At 67.5% G+C, this 18,413-nt stretch carries 12 protein-coding genes and 1 tRNA gene; 10 read left to right on the top strand and 3 right to left on the bottom strand.

The window, feature by feature from the left end:
• Window positions 1–158 precede the first annotated feature (158 nt).
• The 3 genes from gltB to pyk all read left to right on the top strand — a co-directional run bounded on the left by gltB (window position 159) and on the right by pyk (window position 7,745).
• The gene (gene gltB / locus ACH4U8_RS18415) at window positions 159–4,709 is read left to right on the top strand and encodes a glutamate synthase large subunit (RefSeq protein WP_395778777.1); all 4,551 of its coding nucleotides are present in this window, start codon (window positions 159–161) and stop codon (window positions 4,707–4,709) included.
• Entirely contained in the window at window positions 4,702–6,162 is a 1,461-nt protein-coding gene (locus tag ACH4U8_RS18420) for a glutamate synthase subunit beta (protein WP_360305160.1), read from the top strand. The genes gltB and ACH4U8_RS18420 overlap by 8 nt, the downstream gene beginning before the upstream one ends.
• 158 nt (window positions 6,163–6,320) lie before the next feature.
• Window positions 6,321–7,745, top strand: a complete 1,425-nt coding sequence (gene pyk, locus ACH4U8_RS18425; RefSeq protein WP_360305471.1) for a pyruvate kinase — start codon at window positions 6,321–6,323, stop codon at window positions 7,743–7,745.
• A 57-nt stretch (window positions 7,746–7,802) separates the two neighbouring features.
• Here pyk and ACH4U8_RS18430 read toward each other — a convergent pair whose 3' ends face one another.
• Window positions 7,803–8,567 carry a helix-turn-helix domain-containing protein gene (locus ACH4U8_RS18430; RefSeq protein WP_379992618.1) on the bottom strand — a complete coding sequence of 255 codons (765 nt, stop codon included), beginning with the start codon at window positions 8,565–8,567 and terminating at the stop codon, window positions 7,803–7,805.
• An 81-nt stretch (window positions 8,568–8,648) separates the two neighbouring features.
• Window positions 8,649–8,734: transfer RNA gene (locus ACH4U8_RS18435), tRNA-Leu, on the bottom strand.
• A gap of 99 nt (window positions 8,735–8,833) precedes the next feature.
• Between ACH4U8_RS18435 and ACH4U8_RS18440 the strand changes: the two genes are divergently transcribed.
• From ACH4U8_RS18440 to ACH4U8_RS18465, 6 genes are all read left to right on the top strand, one after another.
• A complete protein-coding gene (locus ACH4U8_RS18440) occupies window positions 8,834–9,454 on the top strand; it encodes a response regulator (RefSeq protein ID WP_360305164.1) in 621 nt (206 codons plus the stop codon).
• Window positions 9,455–9,697: 243 nt separating this feature from the next.
• Window positions 9,698–10,957 (top strand): branched-chain amino acid ABC transporter substrate-binding protein, encoded by a 1,260-nt coding sequence (locus ACH4U8_RS18445; RefSeq protein WP_395778779.1) that lies wholly within the window; start codon window positions 9,698–9,700, stop codon window positions 10,955–10,957.
• 101 nt (window positions 10,958–11,058) lie between these two features.
• The gene (locus tag ACH4U8_RS18450) at window positions 11,059–11,982 is read left to right on the top strand and encodes a branched-chain amino acid ABC transporter permease (RefSeq protein ID WP_360305168.1); all 924 of its coding nucleotides are present in this window, start codon (window positions 11,059–11,061) and stop codon (window positions 11,980–11,982) included.
• On the top strand, window positions 11,979–13,403 hold the full coding sequence (locus ACH4U8_RS18455; protein ID WP_360305170.1) for a branched-chain amino acid ABC transporter permease: 1,425 nt from the start codon (window positions 11,979–11,981) through the stop codon (window positions 13,401–13,403). The genes ACH4U8_RS18450 and ACH4U8_RS18455 overlap by 4 nt, the downstream gene beginning before the upstream one ends.
• A gap of 56 nt (window positions 13,404–13,459) precedes the next feature.
• Window positions 13,460–14,320 (top strand): ABC transporter ATP-binding protein, encoded by an 861-nt coding sequence (locus ACH4U8_RS18460; protein WP_360305473.1) that lies wholly within the window; start codon window positions 13,460–13,462, stop codon window positions 14,318–14,320.
• Between the two features lie 74 nt (window positions 14,321–14,394).
• Window positions 14,395–15,099 carry an ABC transporter ATP-binding protein gene (locus tag ACH4U8_RS18465; RefSeq protein WP_360305475.1) on the top strand — a complete coding sequence of 235 codons (705 nt, stop codon included), beginning with the start codon at window positions 14,395–14,397 and terminating at the stop codon, window positions 15,097–15,099.
• A gap of 48 nt (window positions 15,100–15,147) precedes the next feature.
• Here the strand turns inward: ACH4U8_RS18465 and ACH4U8_RS18470 are convergent, their stop codons facing one another.
• Window positions 15,148–15,576, bottom strand: coding sequence for a PaaI family thioesterase (locus ACH4U8_RS18470; RefSeq protein WP_395778781.1), 429 nt, complete (start codon window positions 15,574–15,576; stop codon window positions 15,148–15,150).
• Between the two features lie 55 nt (window positions 15,577–15,631).
• Between ACH4U8_RS18470 and polA the strand changes: the two genes are divergently transcribed.
• Window positions 15,632–18,370: a DNA polymerase I gene (gene polA, locus ACH4U8_RS18475; protein WP_395778783.1), complete on the top strand. Its 2,739-nt coding sequence runs from the start codon at window positions 15,632–15,634 to the stop codon at window positions 18,368–18,370.
• Window positions 18,371–18,413: the final 43 nt, after the last annotated feature.

Consider the following 18,413-nt stretch of genomic DNA (forward strand, 5'->3'; position numbering starts at 1 on the left):
GCTCGATTCACTTGGCGACCGTATGGTGAGACGGGTTTGTCCCGGGTTCCGGATGCACGTACCGATCATGTAACCTGCACGAAATCGCAGAGGGCCAACGTCGTCCCTGTTGCGCACCACACGCCACGACGACGACGGGAGCGCCCATGCCTCCTGCCATGCCCGCAACTCCGGGCCCCCTCTTCTCCGCGCTTCCCGCGGCACAGGGGTTGTACGACCCCCGTAACGAACACGACGCCTGTGGTGTCGGATTCGTGGCCACGCTCACCGGCGAGCCCAGCCACGACATCGTCGACCAGGCACTGACCGTCCTGCGGAACATGGAACACCGGGGCGCCACCGGTGCCGAAGCCGACACCGGCGACGGCGCGGGCATCCTGATCCAGGTCCCGGACGCGTTCCTGCGCGAAAGCGTCGACTTCGCGCTGCCCGCCGCGGGCGGCTACGCGGTCGGCATCGCCTTCCTGCCCGACGACGACGTACACGCGGGCCGCGCCAAGTCCTCCATCGAGCGCATCGCCGCCGAAGAGAACCTGCGCGTGCTCGGCTGGCGCGAGGTGCCCACCACGCCCGGCCTGGTCGGCTCGATGGCCGCCGAGACCATGCCGCGCTTCGCCCAACTGTTCGTGGCCGGCGTCGACGAGAGCGTCACCGGGATCACCCTGGACCGGCTCGCCTTCGCGCTGCGCAAGCGCGCCGAACGCGAGGTCGAGGTCTACTTCGCCTCCCTGTCCGCGCGCACCCTCGTCTACAAGGGCATGCTCACCACCGGGCAACTGGAGCCGTTCTTCCCGGACCTGTCCGACCGGCGCCTGGCATCCGCGATCGGCCTCGTGCACTCGCGGTTCTCCACCAACACCTTCCCGGCCTGGCCCCTCGCCCACCCGTACCGCTTCATCGCGCACAACGGCGAGATCAACACCGTCAAGGGCAACCGCAACTGGATGGCCGCACGCGAGTCGATGCTCGCCACCGACCTCATCCCCGGCGACCTGAGCCGGCTGTACCCCATCTGCACGCCCGACGCGTCCGACTCGGCGTCCTTCGACGAGGTCCTGGAACTGCTCCACCTGGGCGGTCGGCCGCTACCGCACGCCGTGCTGATGATGATCCCCGAGGCGTGGGAGAACCACGCCACGATGGACGCCGCCCGGCGCGCCTTCTACAAGTTCCACGCCACCGTGATGGAACCGTGGGACGGACCGGCCTGCGTCACCTTCACCGACGGCACCCTGATCGGCGCGGTCCTGGACCGCAACGGCCTGCGCCCCTCGCGCTACTGGGTCACCGACGACGGCCTGGTCGTGCTCTCCTCCGAGGTCGGCGTCCTGGACATCGACCCCGCCCGGATCGTGCGCAAGGGCCGGCTCCAGCCCGGCCGGATGTTCCTGGTCGACACCGAGGCCCGGCGGATCGTCGAGGACGACGAGATCAAGACCGCGCTCGCCGCCGAACACCCCTACCAGGAATGGCTGCACGGCGGCCTGATCAACCTGGAGGACCTGCCCGAGCGCGAACACGTCGTGCACACGCACGCCTCCGTCTCGCGCCGCCAGCAGACCTTCGGCTACACCGAGGAAGAACTGCGCGTCATCCTGGCGCCGATGGCCCGCGCCGGCGGCGAACCGCTCGGCTCGATGGGCACCGACAGCCCGATCGCCGCGCTCTCCGCCAAGCCCCGGCTGCTCTTCGACTACTTCGTCCAGCTCTTCGCGCAGGTCACCAACCCGCCGCTGGACGCGATCCGGGAAGAACTCGTCACCTCGCTCGGCAGCTTCGTCGGCCCCGAGGGCAACCTGCTCGACGCCCAGCCCGCCGACTGCCGCAACGTCGTGCTGCCCTTCCCGGTACTCGACAACGACGAGCTCGCCAAGCTCATCCACATCAACCTCGACGGCGACCAGCCCGGCCTCAAGGCCGTCACCATCTCCGGGCTCTACCCCGTCGACGGCGGCGGCGCCGCACTGGCCAAGCGACTCGAGGAGATCCGCACCGAGACCACCGGCGCGATCGCCGACGGCGCCCGCATCGTGGTCCTGTCCGACCGCCACTCGGACGCCGAACACGCGCCGATCCCCTCGCTGCTGCTCACCTCCGCCGTCCACCACCACCTGATCCGCACCAAGACCCGCACCCAGGTCGGATTGATCGTCGAAGCCGGCGACGTGCGCGAAGTGCACCACATCGCGCTCCTGATCGGCTACGGCGCCGCCGCGGTCAACCCCTACCTGGCGATGGAATCCGTCGAGGACCTCGTCCGCGACGGCGTCTTCCTCACCGACATCGCGCCCGAACAGGCCATCCGCAACCTGATCAAGGCACTGGGCAAGGGCGTGCTCAAGGTGATGTCCAAGATGGGCATCTCCACCGTCGCCTCCTACCGCGGCGCCCAGGTCTTCGAAGCCGTCGGCCTCGCCGAGGACTTCGTCGCCGAATACTTCACCGGCACCACCAGCAAGCTCGGCGGCATCGGGCTGGACATCGTCGCCGAGGAAGTCGCCCGCCGGCACGCCAAGGCCTACCCGCCCACCGGCATCGCCCCCTCGCACCGCCGGCTGGAGATCGGCGGCGAATACCAGTGGCGCCGCGAGGGCGAACCGCACCTGTTCGACCCCGAGACGATCTTCCGCCTCCAACACTCCACCCGCACCCGCCGCTACGACATCTTCAAGAAGTACACGGCGCGAGTGGACGAACAGTCCAAGCGGCTGATGACGCTGCGCGGCCTGTTCGCCTTCAAGAGCGGCGAGCGCGCGTCCATCCCGATCGACGACGTCGAGCCGGTCTCCGAGATCGTCAAGCGCTTCTCCACCGGCGCGATGTCCTACGGCTCCATCTCGATGGAGGCGCACCAGACGCTGGCCATCGCGATGAACCGGCTCGGCGGCAAGTCCAACACCGGCGAAGGCGGCGAGGACCCCGAGCGGCTGTACGACCCCGAGCGGCGCTCGGCGATCAAGCAGGTCGCCTCCGGCCGATTCGGCGTCACCAGCGAATACCTGGTCAACGCCGACGACATCCAGATCAAGATGGCCCAGGGCGCCAAGCCCGGCGAAGGCGGCCAACTCCCCGGCCACAAGGTCTACCCGTGGGTCGCCCGCACCCGGCACTCCACCCCCGGCGTCGGCCTCATCTCGCCGCCGCCGCACCACGACATCTACTCCATCGAAGACCTCGCCCAGCTCATCCACGACCTCAAGAACGCCAACCCGGCGGCCCGAGTGCACGTGAAGCTGGTCGCCGAGGTCGGCGTCGGCACCGTCGCCGCGGGCGTGTCCAAGGCACACGCCGACGTGGTGCTCATCTCCGGCCACGACGGCGGCACCGGCGCCTCCCCGCTCACCTCGCTCAAGCACGCGGGCGGCCCCTGGGAACTCGGCCTCGCCGAAACCCAGCAGACCCTGCTGCTCAACGGCCTGCGCGAGCGCATCGTGGTGCAGACCGACGGCCAGCTCAAGACCGGCCGCGACGTGTTGGTCGCCGCCCTGCTCGGCGCCGAGGAATACGGCTTCGCCACCGCACCGCTCGTGGTCTCCGGCTGCGTGATGATGCGGGTCTGCCACCTCGACACCTGCCCCGTCGGCGTCGCCACACAAAACCCCGTACTGCGCGAGCGGTACAACGGCCAAGCCGACCACGTGGTCAACTTCTTCGAATTCATCGCCGAGGAAGTCCGCGAACTGCTCGCCGAACTCGGCTTCCGCACCCTCGAAGAGGCCGTCGGCCACGCCGAACTGCTCGACACCGCCGCGGCCGTCGAACACTGGAAGGCCGAAGGTCTCGACCTCGCACCGCTGTTCCACGTGCCCGCCCTCGCCGAAGGCGCCGCCCTGCACCACACCGGCCCGCAGGACCACGGACTGGCCAAGGCACTGGACAACCAACTCGTTCAGCTCAGCGCCGACGCGCTGGAAAACGGGGAAAAGGTCGTCATCAACCTTCCCGTGCAGAACATCAACCGCACCGTCGGCACGATGCTCGGCCACGAGGTCACCAAGCGCTACCGCGGCGCCGGCCTCCCCGACGACACCATCGACATCACCCTGACCGGCTCCGCCGGCCAGTCCTTCGGCGCCTTCGTCCCCAAGGGCATCACCCTGCGGCTCGAAGGCGACGGCAACGACTACGTCGGCAAGGGCCTGTCCGGCGGCCGGATCACCGTACGCCCGCACCGCACCGCACCCTTCGCCGCCGAAGACAACATCATCGCCGGCAACGTGATCGGCTACGGCGCCACCAGCGGCGAGATCTACCTGCGCGGCGTCGTCGGCGAACGCTTCTGCGTGCGCAACTCCGGCGCCACCGCCGTCGTCGAAGGCGTCGGCGACCACGGCTGCGAATACATGACCGGCGGCCGAGCCGTCGTCCTGGGCCGAACCGGCCGCAACTTCGCCGCAGGCATGTCCGGCGGCGTCGCCTACCTGCTCGACGCGGACCACAACAACATCAACACCGAACTCGTCGGCATCGAGGAACTCGACGCCGCCGACAGCGCCGAACTGCACGACGTTGTGCGCCGGCACCACGAGGAGACCGGCTCGGCCGTCGCCGAAACCCTGCTCTCCGACTGGGACGCCGCCTCCCGGCGCTTCACCAAGATCCTGCCCAGGGACTACAAGGCAGTGCTCGCCGCCAAGGACGCCGCCGAGCGAGCCGGTCTCACCGAGACCGAGATCGTCCAGAAGATGATGGAGGCGGTTCATGGCTGACCCGAAGGGCTTTTTGAGCACGCCCCAAGAGCTCGGCAAGCGTCGCCCCGTCGACGTGCGCATCCGGGACTGGAAGGAGGTGTACGAGGAGCGCACGCTGCTCCCGATCATCACCGAACAGGCCGGCCGCTGCATGGACTGCGGCATCCCGTTCTGCCACAACGGCTGCCCGCTCGGAAACATCATCCCCGAGTGGAACGACCTGGTCTGGCGCGACGACTGGCAGGCCGCGAGCGAACGGCTGCACGCGACCAACAACTTCCCGGAGTTCACCGGCCGGCTGTGCCCCGCGCCGTGCGAGGCCGCGTGTGTGCTCGGCATCAACCAGGCGCCGGTCACCATCAAGAACGTCGAGGTCTCGATCATCGACCGGGCGTGGGACGACAACAACGTCGCCCCGCAACCGCCCGACCGCCTCTCCGGCAAGACCGTCGCCGTGATCGGCTCCGGCCCCGCCGGCCTCGCCGTCGCCCAGCAACTCACCCGCGCCGGCCACACGGTCGCCGTCTACGAGCGCGCCGACCGGATCGGCGGACTGCTGCGCTACGGCATCCCCGAATTCAAGATGGAAAAGCGGCACATCAACCGGCGCATCGAACAAATGCGTGCCGAAGGCACCAAGTTCTACACCGGCATGCAGATCGGCACCGACCTGGACGCGGCCAAGCTGCGCCGGCGCTACGACTCCGTGGTGATCGCCGCCGGGGCCACCGCGGCGCGGGATCTGCCGATCCCCGGACGCGAATTCGGCGGCATCCACCAGGCGATGGAATACCTGCCCTTCGCCAACAAGGTGCAGGAAGGCGACCTGGTCGCCTCGCCGATCGACGTGGCCGGCAAGCACGTGGTGATCATCGGCGGCGGCGACACCGGCGCCGACTGCCTGGGCACCGCACACCGCCAGGGCGCGGCCTCGGTCACCCAGTTGGAGATCATGCCCCGACCCACGGAGGAGCGGCCCGCCGCCCAGCCGTGGCCGACCTACCCGATGACCTACCGGGTCGCCAGCGCGCACGAGGAGGGCGGCGAGCGCGTCTACGCGGTCAACACCCAGGAATTCGTCGGCGGCGCGGACGGCCGGGTCAAGGCCCTCAAGCTGGTCGAGGTGGTGTTCGAGAACGGCCGCTTCGTACCGGTCCCCGACACCGAGCGGGAGATCCCGGCCGACTTCGTGTTCCTGGCGATGGGCTTCACCGGCACCGACCGCTCCAACGGACTGGTCGAACAGCTCGGGCTGGCCCTGGACGAGCGCGGCAACGTGGCCCGGGACGAGGCGTACGCGACCAACGTGGACGGCGTGTTCGTGGCCGGCGACGCCGGGCGCGGACAGTCCCTGATCGTCTGGGCCATCGCCGAGGGCCGCTCGTGCGCGGCCGCGGTGGACGCGTGGCTGACCGGCGGGACCAACCTGCCGTCGCCCATCCGGCCCACCGATCGACCGCTCACCGTCTGACCCGAGGCGACCGCTCGGGCGCGGATTGAATCTGTGACGAAAGTCGCGTGAACAGGAAAGGGCGCCGCCGTTGCGGCGCCCTTTCCGCATGCCGGAAAAGCGCCATATACCGGACGCGAGTACGGCTTACCCCGCGGTAGGAACTAGGCTCTATGACCATGCGTCGAGCCAAAATTGTCTGCACCCTGGGTCCTGCCACCAATTCGTATGAACAGATCCGCACGCTGGTCGACGCAGGCATGGATGTAGCCCGCTTCAACCTCAGCCACGGCGCCTACGCCGAGCACGAGGAGCGATATCACCGCGTCCGTCGGGCATCCGACGAATCCGGTCGCAGCGTCGGCATCCTCGTCGACCTCCAAGGCCCCAAGATCCGCCTGGAGACCTTCGCCGAAGGCCCCGTGCTCCTGGAGCGCGGCGACGAGTTCACGATCACGACCGAGGACGTCCCCGGCGACAAGCACGAGGTCGGCACCACCTACAAGGGGCTGACCGCCGACGTCACCAAGGGCGAGCGGATCCTCATCGACGACGGCCGGGTCACCCTGGAGGTCGTCGACGTCGAGGGCCCGCGCGTGCACACGATCGTCATCGAGGGCGGGATGGTCTCCGACCACAAGGGGCTCAACCTCCCCGGCGTGGCCGTGAGTGTTCCCGCACTGTCCGAGAAGGACATCGAGGACCTCAAGTGGGGCCTCGCCCTCGGTGCCGACATGATCGCGCTGTCCTTCGTGCGTGCCGCGAAGGACATCGAGGACGTCCACAAGATCATGGACGAGTTCGGTGTCCGACTCCCGGTGATCGCGAAGATCGAGAAGCCGCAGGCGGTGGACAACCTCGAGGAGATCGTCCACGCCTTCGACGCCATCATGGTCGCCCGCGGCGACCTCGGCGTCGAGATGCCGCTGGAGGCCGTGCCGATCGTGCAGAAGCGCGCGATCACACTGGCCCGGGCCAACGCCAAGCCCGTCATCGTCGCCACCCAGATGCTCGACTCGATGATCAGCGCCTCGCGCCCGACCCGGGCGGAGGCGTCCGACGTCGCCAACGCCGTCCTGGACGGCGCGGACGCGGTCATGCTGTCGGGCGAGACCTCGGTCGGCAAGTATCCGATCGAGACCGTCAAGACCATGGCACGGATCGTGGTCGCGGCGGAGGACTCCTCGGCGATGCGCGAGGAGATCCGCAGCATCGCCGGTCCGCGCACCCAGGGCGGCGTGATCGCGAAGGCCGCGATCGAGATCGCCGAACGACTGGACGCCAAATACCTGGTGGCGTTCACCCAGAGCGGGGACACGGGCCGCAGGTTGTCCCGGTACCGCTCGATGATCCCGATGTTGGCCTTCACCCCGGAGCCGGCGGTGCGAAGCCGCCTGGCGCTCACCTGGGGCCTGGAGACCTTCCTCGGACCGCTGTGCAGCCACACCGACGAGATGGTTCGTCAGGTGGACGCGGCGTTGCTCGCGATCGGCCGCTGCAAGAAGGGCGACCTGGTCGTGATCACGGCCGGCTCCCCGCCCGGCGTGCCGGGATCGACCAACCTGATCCGCCTGCACCACATAGGGGATCTGCCGACCGAGTAGTACCCGGTTGTAGGTGGTACCGATGGCCCGTCACCCGCTCTGGTGGGTGACGGGCCATCAGTATTTGGGGCCGATGTGCTCGTCCATGAGTGCCACGGAGGCTCGGCGGGCGACGGAGAGCAGGTTGCGACGGGCGAATTTCCACTCGACGCCGAGTTCGTCCAGCGTGGTGGTGAGGATGCGCATGATGTCCATGGATTCGTTGGCGAAGAGGTAGCGCGGGTACTCGTAGCGCTTGCGCTCGCCGGCGACCATGCGGGTGGTCCAGTTCATGTTCCGGCAACCGTCGGAGTGGATGAGGCCGCGCACGAGGGCCCAGGGCTCGGCTCGGACGACCCTGGTTTGCCAGCAGGTGAGGATGATCGGTCGATCGTGCTTTCGTCCCGGGCCGTGCTGGGGGAACATGCAGGGCCAGTGTCGGGAGTACCGCTTGACGTCCGTGCATCCCGGTCGGGGTACGAGGTCGGCCGCGGAGCCCGGGAGAACGCGAGTGATGGTGTTCGCGCATTCTCGGATCAGGCCCGGCCAGGCGTTGGCGCAGGAGATGCTGAGGCTGTACGAGCGGGCGTGCGCAACGATGTGGCCGTCGCCGAGGTAGAGGCCGAGCAGGTAGGCGTAGGCCGGGCCGTCGACGTCGAGGTCCAGACAGCGGAAGCAGGGGGCGCCGCGTCGGGCGGGGAGTTCGCCACGGCGGGAGCGGTCCATGTGCAGCCAGTAGCCGATGGTTCCTCGGGGAACGCGCAGACTACGGGCTGTTGCGTGATTGGAGAGGCCCGACTGCAACAGGGCCAGTGCCTGGCGGCGGAGATCCGGGTTGTTCATGGATCCAACATGTGCCGCCAGGGCTCACTCGCCTGGGTGTTCGAGTCGGTTTCACTCGAACGAGTTGTTCACGTAGTGAACTGGTACCGGGTGCGGGATTCGAACCCGCAAGCCCTCTCGGGCAGATGGGTTTGAGCCATCCGCGTATGCCATTCCGCCAACCCGGCAGGGGGGTGGGGTGGTGGCCCGGGACCCCCTGTTAGGAGAGCAGCATACCGTGTCTCGGTAGGCTCGTGTGCGCACTATTTCCCTGATCGAGGAGCGACGTGACCGCCGCCACGCAGCCGCCCGCCGCATCGCCGGACAGCCCACGTGCCCGTGTCGTCATCGCCGAGGACGAGGCGCTCATCCGGCTCGATCTGAAGGAGATGTTGGAGGAGGAGGGCTACCACGTCGTCGGCGAGGCCGGGGACGGACAGCGGGCCGTGGAACTGGTCCACGAGCATCGGCCCGACTTGGTCATCCTCGATGTGAAGATGCCGATACTGGATGGGATTTCGGCGGCCGAGCAGATTGCCCAGGCGCGGTTGGCGCCGGTGTTGATGCTGACCGCGTTCTCGCAGCGGGAGTTGGTCGAGCGGGCTCGGGACGCCGGGGCGATGGCTTATCTGGTCAAGCCGTTCACCAAGGGGGATCTCGTTCCGGCGATCGAGATGGCCGTCTCGCGGTACACCGAACTGGCCGCCCTGGAGCGTGAGGTCGGCGACCTCACCCAGCGGCTGGAGACGCGCAAGTTGGTGGACCGAGCCAAGAGCGTGCTTCAGGAGAAGTACGGCATGTCCGAACCCGAGGCGTTCCGCTGGATTCAGAAGGCGTCGATGGATCGGCGGATGTCGATGCGCACGGTGGCCGAGGTGGTCGTGTCCGGGGGCGACGTCGCCGACTGACCCAGGGGTACCCATACTCTGACGAACCCGTCCGGTTGCTGGCAAACCGGACGGGTTCGTTGTTTTTCCGGCACTCGATGATCATATTTGATCACTTTGGATCGTAAGAATTCGTTGACTGTTTCTTTTGGATTACATCTGGTTACGGGCGCATCACATCTCAGTCGGCGGACTGCCGCTGCCCTTCCGGCCGGACTACATTCCGGGCACCGCATGTTCATCGCGGTTTGTGAAGGCGCCCCGATGCGGGCTCCGAACTTTTTCTACAAGGGGTTGGGGTTTGCTGTGCTCAAGCGACGCGTGATCAAAATCGCGCTGCCCATCGCGGCAGCGGCACTCGTGCTTTCCGCGTGCGGCAGTGACGATGACGGCGACAAGAAGAAGGACGGTGGCAGCACCGCTCCCGGCAACACCGGCGGCGGTAACAAGCCGACCTGGACGATAGGTTTCCAAGCAGGGCTGTCGGGGGAGAATGCCCAGCTTGGCATCAACGAAGAGAACGGCGCTCGGCTCGCCGTCGAGCAGGCCAACGCGAAGGGCGATCTTCCCTTCACGCTCAAGTTCAAGACCTCGGACGACGAGGCATCGGAGACCAAGTCGGTGTCCGCGGCGCAGAAGCTGATCGACGACAGCAACGTTGTTGCCGTTATCGGCCCTGCCTTCTCCGGCCCGACCAAGGCCGCGTCGCCGAACTACGCCAAGGCGAAGCTCGCCACGGTGTCCCCGTCGGCGACCAACCCTTCCCTGACGAGCGCGGGCAACAATTTCACCGCGTTCCTGCGGGGTACGCCGAACGACAACGCCCAGGGCAGTGGGATGGCGAAGTACCTGTCCAAGAAGCTCCAGGCCAAGAAGGTCTTCGTCGTCGACGACAAGACCGAGTACGGCGCGGGCCTGTCGAAGGTCGCCAAGGACGAGCTGACCAAGGCCGGTGTCCAGGTCGTCTCGGACAGCGTGCCGAAGGCGACTCCGGACTACGGTCCGATCTCCACGAAGATCAAGAACTCCGGCGCGGACGCCATGATCTACGCGGGCTACTACCAGGACGGCGCGCCGTTCGCGAAGAAGCTCAAGGAAGCCGGCTTCACCGGCCCCAAGTTCTCCGGTGACGGCACCAACGACTCGCAGTTCGTCTCGCTCGCCGGGGACGCCGCGAACGACTGGTACCTGACCTGCCCGTGCTCCGACGCGAACGTCGAGGCGGCCACGAAGCAGTTCACCGAGGACTACAAGAAGCGCTTCAACACGAACCCGAGCACCTACTCGGCGGAGTCGTTCGACATCGCCAACCTGGTGATCGACCAGATGAAGTCCTTCGGCACGGAGAAGATCGCCCGCGAGGCGATGCTCACCAAGCTCAAGGGTGCCTCGTACAAGGGCCTGACCAAGTCGTTCAAGTTCCAGCCGAACGGCGAATTCGACGGCGCGACGACCTTCATCTACCAGGTGAAGGGCGGCAAGATCGGCTACATGGGCGACATCGACCAGCTCGTGGGCGGCTGACCCGTTAATCGGGGCGGCGCAACCTGACGATCGGGCCCGGGTCTTCCCGGAGTTTTCGGGAAGACCCGGGCCCGTCCGGTTTTCTTGAGGAAGCTTTCCTTATGCAACCTGATGAAATCCTGGATTACCTTATTCCAGGGATCATGCTCGGTGCGTTGTACGCGGTGATCGCCATCGGCTATACCCTGGTCTATGGCGTTCTGCAACTCATCAACTTCGCACACAGCGAAGTCTTCATGGTGGGCGCTTATTCGTCGCTGCTCGCCTTGACCTGGATCGACCCGAGCAGCAATCCGACGACCTTCATGTCGGTGTTGTTGGTCGCGGCCGGTCTGGCCGTTTCCGGTACCGCCGGGGCGGCCACGGCCTTTACGCTCGAAAAAGTGGCGTACAGACCGCTCAGACGCAGGAACGCGCCTCGTCTTGCGTTCCTGATCAGCGCGATCGGGGCCTCCTACTTCCTGCAGAACCTGGCGGGGAAGTTGTTCGGCCGCGACTCGCGGGCACTGCCGACGGTGTTCGAGAACAAGAAGGTCTTCTCGGTCTTCGGCACCCAGGTCACCATCCTTCAGCTCCTCATCGTCTGTGCGGCGGTGCTGATGATGGTCGGCCTGGACTATCTGGTGAACCGCACGAAGCTGGGCTCGGGTATCCGGGCCGTGGCGCAGGACGCCGAGACGGCGGGCCTGATGGGTGTGGACATCGACAAGGTGATCTCGCGGACGTTCATCATCGGCGGGTTCATGGGCGGTATCGCCGGGTTCCTGTTCGGCCTGCATCTGCAGTTGTCGTTCACGATGGGCTTCCTGCCCGGTATCACCGCGTTCGCCGCGGCTGTGGTCGGCGGGATCGGCAACATTCGCGGCGCGATGATGGGCGGCATGCTGCTCGGCATCGTCGAGAGCTTCTCGTCGCCGATCTTCGGTGAGTCGTGGCGGTACGTCAGTGCCTTCGCGGTGCTGGTCCTGGTGCTGATGTTCCGGCCGACCGGCATCCTGGGCGAGCGCTTGGGGAGGTCGGCGTGACCACGACGACGACGAAGGAAGCAGATGTCGCGCCGAGCGGGTCGGCGCTGGCCCGCCTGCGGCGCAAGCGTTGGTATCAGCAGCCGATGGTCGGCCGGCTGGTGGGCATCGTCTCGGCGGCGGTGTTGCTGGACGTGATGAGTGGTCCGCAGGGCAGCCGCGAGGACGTGTTCTTCTCGCTGGACAAGACCCTCGGGTCGTTGCGCGTGGTGTGGTGGCTCATCGGCGCGGTGGTGCTGTGGGCGATCCTGGAGTTCACCAAGCCGCTGTACAACCGGTATCTGGCGGCGAGCGTGGGTCCGCTGGAGCGTTTCCACACCCCGGTGACCGGGCCGGTCCGGCAATTGGTGGCGCAGACCCGGGAGACCTCGGCGAATCTGCGTCGCATCGTCTGGGTCCGGATCGGATTTTCGGTCGTGGTGATCGGCCTGCTGATCCTGTTGCCGAGCCTGCTGTCCACGTTCTGGAACCAGGTGTTGGTCAACGAGGTGGCGATCTACGTCCTGCTCGCGATCGGCCTGAACGTGGTGATCGGTTGGGCGGGTCTGCTCGACCTGGGCTTCATCGCGTTCTTCGCGATCGGCGCGTACAGCACGGCGTACTGGACCGGCGCGATGCCGGTGGATCCGCCGTTCAAGCTGAACGCGTTCCTGGTGATCCCGGTCGCGGTGGCCACGTGTCTGCTGGCCGGACTGTTGCTGGGCGCGCCGACGTTGCGGCTGCGCGGTGACTATCTGGCGATCGTGACGCTGGGCTTCCACGAGATCATCTACCTGATCGCCAAGAACGCGGACGGGTTCACCAACGGTCCGCGCGGGGTCCAGGGCATCTCGAACTTCCGGGTGCACATCGGGCCGATCGACTACAAGTGGGAACTGGCCCCGGAGCCGTACTGGTATCTGCTGATCGGCATCGCGACGGTCCTGATCATCGCGTTCCTGCGGTTGGAGCACTCCCGGGTCGGTCGGGCCTGGACCGCGATCCGCGAGGACGAGGTGGCCGCGTCGGCGACCGGCGTGCCGACGGTGAAGTTCAAGCTGATGGCGTTCGCGATCGGCGCGTCCACGTCCGGCATCGCCGGTGTCGCGTACGCGAGCAAGGCCGGCTTCATCAGTCCGGAGAGCTTCCTGCTGCTGTTCTCGGTGCTGGTGGTGGCGTACGTCATCTTCGGCGGCATGGGTTCGCTGTGGGGCGTGATCATCGGCACGGCGTTCCTGGCCTGGTTGCCGCAGTACATGAAGGACTGGGTCAACCCGAACGACCGGTTCATGTACCTGGGCGCGTTGTTGATCATCATGATGATCTACCGCCCGCAGGGCCTGATTCCCTCGGTTCGGCGCAAGCGCGAGTTGAGCATGGCCAAGGCGGGTCTCGGCGACGCGGACGCGATGTCGGAGCCGGCCGGCGGGAGGATGACGTGAGCATCACCACGACGAAGGCGGACGACCGGCCGCGGGTGGACCCCGAGGATCAGGTCATGCGGGTGCGCGGTGTCACGCTGCGTTTCGGCGGCCTGGTGGGTTTGTCCGACGTGGCGTTGGATCTGCACCGGGGCGAGGTCCTGGCGGTGATCGGCCCCAACGGTGCGGGCAAGACCTCGCTGTTCAACTCGTTGACCGGGATGTACGTCCCGCAGGAAGGCAGCATCGTGCTGCGCGACCGGGCGGGTGGCGAGCATTCGCTCAAGGGGCGCAAGCCGCACCTGGTGAACCGGCTCGGGGTGGCCCGGACGTTCCAGAACATTCGCCTGTTCGGCGCGTTGACCGCGCTGGAGAACGTGAAGATCGCGGCGGAGACCCGGCAGAAGGCCGGTCCGGTGTCGATCATGCTGGGTCTGCCGAACGCGCGTCGCGAGGATCGCGAAAGCGACCGGCGGGCGTTGGAGCTGTTGCACTTCGTGGGTCTGGACGGGTTGCTCAACGAGTTGGCCGCGTCGTTGTCCTACGGTCAGCAGCGGAGCCTGGAGATCGCCCGCGCGTTGGCCACCGATCCGCAGGTGTTGCTTCTGGACGAGCCGGCGGCGGGCACGAACCCGACCGAGAAGCTCGATCTGGAGGTGTTGATCCGGCGGATCAACCGCGAGCTGGGGATCAGCGTGTTGTTGATCGAGCACGACATGCGGCTGGTGATGTCGGTCGCCGACCGGGTCACGGTGCTCAACTTCGGCAAGGTGATCGCGTCCGGTTCGCCGGCCGAGGTGCAGCGCAACCCCGAGGTCGTCGCGGCCTATCTGGGGGCCGAGATGGCCGCCGAGATGGTCGCCGCCGCGGAGGCCGAGGCCGTGGACGGCTCGGACGGTACGGTCCCCGCGCAGCGGGACGGGGAGGAGCAGCGATGAGCGCCGCCGATTCCGCGGATGCGGTCGGGTTGGCCAAGCCGGCCGCGGGTACCGCGACGCCGCCGCGAAAGAAGATGCTGGAGCTGGACGATCTGCACGTGTTCTACGGCGCCATCCAGGCGTTGAAGGGCGTGCACATCGAGGTGAACGAGGGCGAGATCGTGGCTCTGCTCGGCGCCAACGGCGCGGGCAAGACGACGACGCTGCGCACCATCTCGGGGCTGCTCACACCGCGTGAGGGCGAGGTGCGTTGGCGTGGGGAGCGGATCGACGGGGTGCCCGCCCACCATGTGGTGGGGTTGGGTATCGGGCATTCTCCGGAGGGTCGTCGGGTGTTCCCGGCGATGACCGTCACGGAGAACCTGAACATGGGCGCCTACCGGTTCAAGTCGGTGCCCAGGGCCGAGTTGGATCGGGTGTTCGAGTTGTTCCCGCGGCTGGCCGAGCGGCGTACGCAGCTCGCGGGCACGCTGTCGGGCGGCGAGCAGCAGATGTTGGCGATCGGGCGGGCGTTGATGGGGCAGCCGAAGTTGCTGCTGCTGGACGAGCCGTCGATGGGTCTGGCGCCGCTGATCGTGGCGCAGATCTTCGACATCATCCGGGAGATCAACGAGCAGGGCACCACGGTGTTGCTGGTCGAGCAGAACGCGGCGCAGGCGCTGCGGCTGGCGCATCGCGGTTATGCGCTGGAGACCGGATCGGTGGTGTTGTCGGGTCCGGCCGAACAGTTGTTGTCGGATCCGAAGGTGCGCGAGGCGTATCTCGGCGAGGGCGCGTAGGTCGTCCGCGCGGCGGAGGGGGTCGGCCCCTTCGCCGCGCGGTGCGGTTCAGGCGCGTTTGATCATGCAGGTCAGTCGCGCGGTGCAGACGCGCCTGTCGTGTTCGTCGGTGATCACGATCTCGTAGGTGGCCAGGGTGCGGCCCAGGTGTACGGGGGTTGCGACGCCGGTGACCAGGCCGGACTCGGCGGAGCGGTGGTGGGTGGCGTTGATCTCGATGCCCAGGGCGATGCCGTCCCGGCCGGCGTGCAGTGCCGTGCCGACCGAGCCGAGGGTTTCGGCCAGGACGCAGGACGCGCCGCCGTGCAGGAGGCCGTAGGGCTGGGTGTTGCCCTTGACCGGCATGGTGGCCACGACACGCTGGGCGGAGGCTTCGACGAATTCGATCCCCATGCGGTCGGCCAGGCTCTCCCGGGTGCCGATGTTCATGAACGCCAGGATCTCGTCGAGGCTGGGCTGTGGGGTCTCGTCGGTCATGGGGTGCTCCTCCGGATTCATGGTTGTGTCGGCCTGACAGCCTAGGATCGCGGTCGTGGCAGCGACTCAGACCCCCCAGACCTCCGTCCCCGCCGGTTCCCGGCCGCGACTTCTGCTCCTCGACGGGCATTCGTTGGCATATCGGGCGTTCTATGCGCTCAAGGAAGCGTCGATGAGTACCGCGACGGGCCAGCCGACCCAGGCGGTCTACGGGTTCACGTCGATGCTGGTGAACGTGTTGCGCGACGAGGCGCCGACCCATTTGGGTGTGGCGTTCGACGTGTCCCGGCAGTCGTTTCGCACCGAGGAGTTCCCGGAGTACAAGGCGAATCGCTCGGAGACCCCGGAGGAGTTCAAGGGTCAGGTCGAGCTGATCGTCGAGGAACTGACCGCGATGGGCGTGCCGACCATGCGGGTGTCCGGTTTCGAGGCGGACGACGTGATCGCCACGCTGGCGACCCGGGCGGCGGCCGAGGGTTACGAGGTGTTGATCCTCACCGGCGACCGGGACGCGCTGCAGCTGGTCACCCCCGATGTCACGGTGCTGTATCCGATGATGGGCGTGAGCAAGCTGCACCGGTTCACCCCGGCCGCGGTCGAGGAGAAGTACGGGCTGACCCCGGCGCAGTATCCCGATTTCGCGGCGCTGCGCGGCGACCCGAGCGACAACCTGCCGGGCATCCCGGGGGTGGGCGAGAAGACGGCCGCGAAGTGGATTCGCGAGTTCGGTTCGTTCGCCGAGCTGATGGAGCGCGCGGACGAGGTCAAGGGCAAGGCCGGGCAGAATCTGCGCGACCACCTGGACAACGTGAAGCTGAACCGGCGGTTGACCGAGCTGGTGCGCGAGGTCGAGCTGGAGGTGACGCCGGCCGATCTGGAGCGCAAGCCCTTCGATCGGGCGGCGATCGAGGTGGTGCTGGACACGCTGGAGTTCCGCAACGCCAACTTCCGGGATCGCCTGTGGGCGGTGGATCCGGGTCTGGTGCCGGAGGTGATCGAGGCGGAGCCGGGTTTCGAGCTGGACACCACGGTGGTCGAGCCGGGCGGGCTGGCCGCGTGGCTGGCCGAGCACGCGGCGGGTGCGCAGCGCACCGGGCTGGCGGTGGACGGTTCGTGGGGGCGCGGGACGGGCGAGGTCACGGGTGTGGCGTTCGCCGCGGCGGACGGCGCGGCGGCGTTCGTGGATCCGACGGTGATGGATCAGGACGACGACGCGGCGTTGGCGGCCTGGTTGGCGGATCCGCTGCGGCCCAAGGCGGTGCACGACGCGAAGGGCCCGATCCTGGCGTTGGCCGCGCACGGCTGGGCGTTGTGGGGGGTGACCAGCGATACCGCGCTGGGGGCGTATCTGGTGTTGCCGGGTCAGCGTTCGTTCGCTCTGGAGACGATGGTCGAGCGTTTCCTGGGTCGTGAGTTGAAGTTGGACCAGAGCGGCGCGGGGGACGGGCAGCTCGCGTTGGACATGTCCGATCAGGAGGACGCCGAGCCGGGGGCGGCGTCGATGCTGGCGGCCCGGGCGGTGGTGGATCTGGCGGCGGCGCTGGACGTCGAGTTGGCCGCCAAGGGTGGTCTGGAGCTGCTCCAGGACATGGAGTTGCCGCTGTTGCCGGTGCTCGCGCAGATGGAGCAGGTCGGCATCGCGGCGGATCTGCCGTATCTGGAGTCGCTGCAGGAGCAGTTCGCGGCGGCGGTGAAGCAGGCCACCGACGAGGCGCACGCGGCGGTGGGTCACGAGTTCAACCTGGGGTCGCCCAAGCAGTTGCAGGAGATCCTGTTCAACGAGCTGGGTCTGCCCAAGACCAAGAAGATCAAGACCGGTTTCACCACCGACGCGGACGCGTTGACCTGGTTGGCGGGCCAGACCGAGAACGAACTCCCGGTGATCCTGCTACGGCACCGCGATCAGACCCGACTGCGCACCACGGTCGAGGGTTTGATCAAGACGGTCGCGGACGACGGCCGTATCCACACCACGTTCAATCAGACGGTGGCGGCCACGGGTCGGTTGTCCTCGCAGGATCCGAACCTGCAGAACATCCCGATCCGGACCGAGGAGGGCCGGCTGATCCGGCGCGCGTTCGTGGTCGGCGAGGGCTTCGAGGGCCTGCTGACCGCCGACTACAGCCAGATCGAGCTGCGGATCATGGCCCACCTGTCGCAGGACGCGGCGTTGATCGAGGCGTTCACCACGGGTGAGGATCTGCACTCGACGATGGCCGCGCAGGTCTTCTCGGTGGCCCCGGAGGCGGTGGATCACGCGCTGCGCAGCAAGATCAAGGCGATGTCGTACGGATTGGCGTACGGGCTCTCCGCGTTCGGTCTGTCCCAGCAGTTGGACATCGAGCCGGGCGAGGCGCGGGGTCTGATGGAGACCTACTTCGAGCGGTTCGGCGGGGTGCGCGACTATCTGCACAAGGTGGTCGAGGAGGCCCGGCAGACCGGCTACACCGAGACGGTGTTCGGCCGTCGGCGCTATCTGCCGGATCTGACCAGCGACAACCGCCAGCGCCGTGAGATGGCCGAGCGGATGGCGCTGAACGCGCCGATCCAGGGTTCGGCGGCGGACATCGTCAAGGTCGCGATGCTCGCGGTGGATCGGGCGGTGCGGCAGGAGAAGTTGGCCTCGCGGGTGTTGCTCCAGGTGCACGACGAACTGGTCCTGGAGGTGGCGCCGGGCGAGCGGGAGCGGCTGGAGGCGCTGGTGCGTCGGGAGATGGCGGGCGCGTATCCGCTGCGGGCGCCGCTGGATGTCTCGGTCGGTTTCGGGCCGAACTGGGAGGACGCGGGCCACTGATCGGGAACCGGCGCGCCGTGGGGGTGGAGAGCCGGCCGCAGCC

The organism is Embleya sp. NPDC020886 (assembly GCF_044333915.1).
Classification (GTDB): Bacteria; Actinomycetota; Actinomycetes; order Streptomycetales; family Streptomycetaceae; genus Embleya.

Bases quoted from the DNA above. Each gene is read 5' to 3' on its own strand.
- gltB (WP_395778777.1), top strand. From the start codon at position 159: ATGCCCGCAACTCCGGGCCCCCTCTTCTCCGCGCTTCCCGCGGCACAG.
- ACH4U8_RS18420 (WP_360305160.1), top strand. From the start codon at position 4,702: ATGGCTGACCCGAAGGGCTTTTTGAGCACGCCCCAAGAGCTCGGCAAG.
- pyk (WP_360305471.1), top strand. From the start codon at position 6,321: ATGCGTCGAGCCAAAATTGTCTGCACCCTGGGTCCTGCCACCAATTCG.
- ACH4U8_RS18430 (WP_379992618.1), bottom strand. From the start codon at position 8,567: ATGAACAACCCGGATCTCCGCCGCCAGGCACTGGCCCTGTTGCAGTCG.
- ACH4U8_RS18445 (WP_395778779.1), top strand. From the start codon at position 9,698: ATGCGGGCTCCGAACTTTTTCTACAAGGGGTTGGGGTTTGCTGTGCTC.
- ACH4U8_RS18450 (WP_360305168.1), top strand. From the start codon at position 11,059: ATGCAACCTGATGAAATCCTGGATTACCTTATTCCAGGGATCATGCTC.
- ACH4U8_RS18460 (WP_360305473.1), top strand. From the start codon at position 13,460: ATGCGGGTGCGCGGTGTCACGCTGCGTTTCGGCGGCCTGGTGGGTTTG.
- ACH4U8_RS18465 (WP_360305475.1), top strand. From the start codon at position 14,395: ATGCTGGAGCTGGACGATCTGCACGTGTTCTACGGCGCCATCCAGGCG.
- ACH4U8_RS18470 (WP_395778781.1), bottom strand. From the start codon at position 15,576: ATGACCGACGAGACCCCACAGCCCAGCCTCGACGAGATCCTGGCGTTC.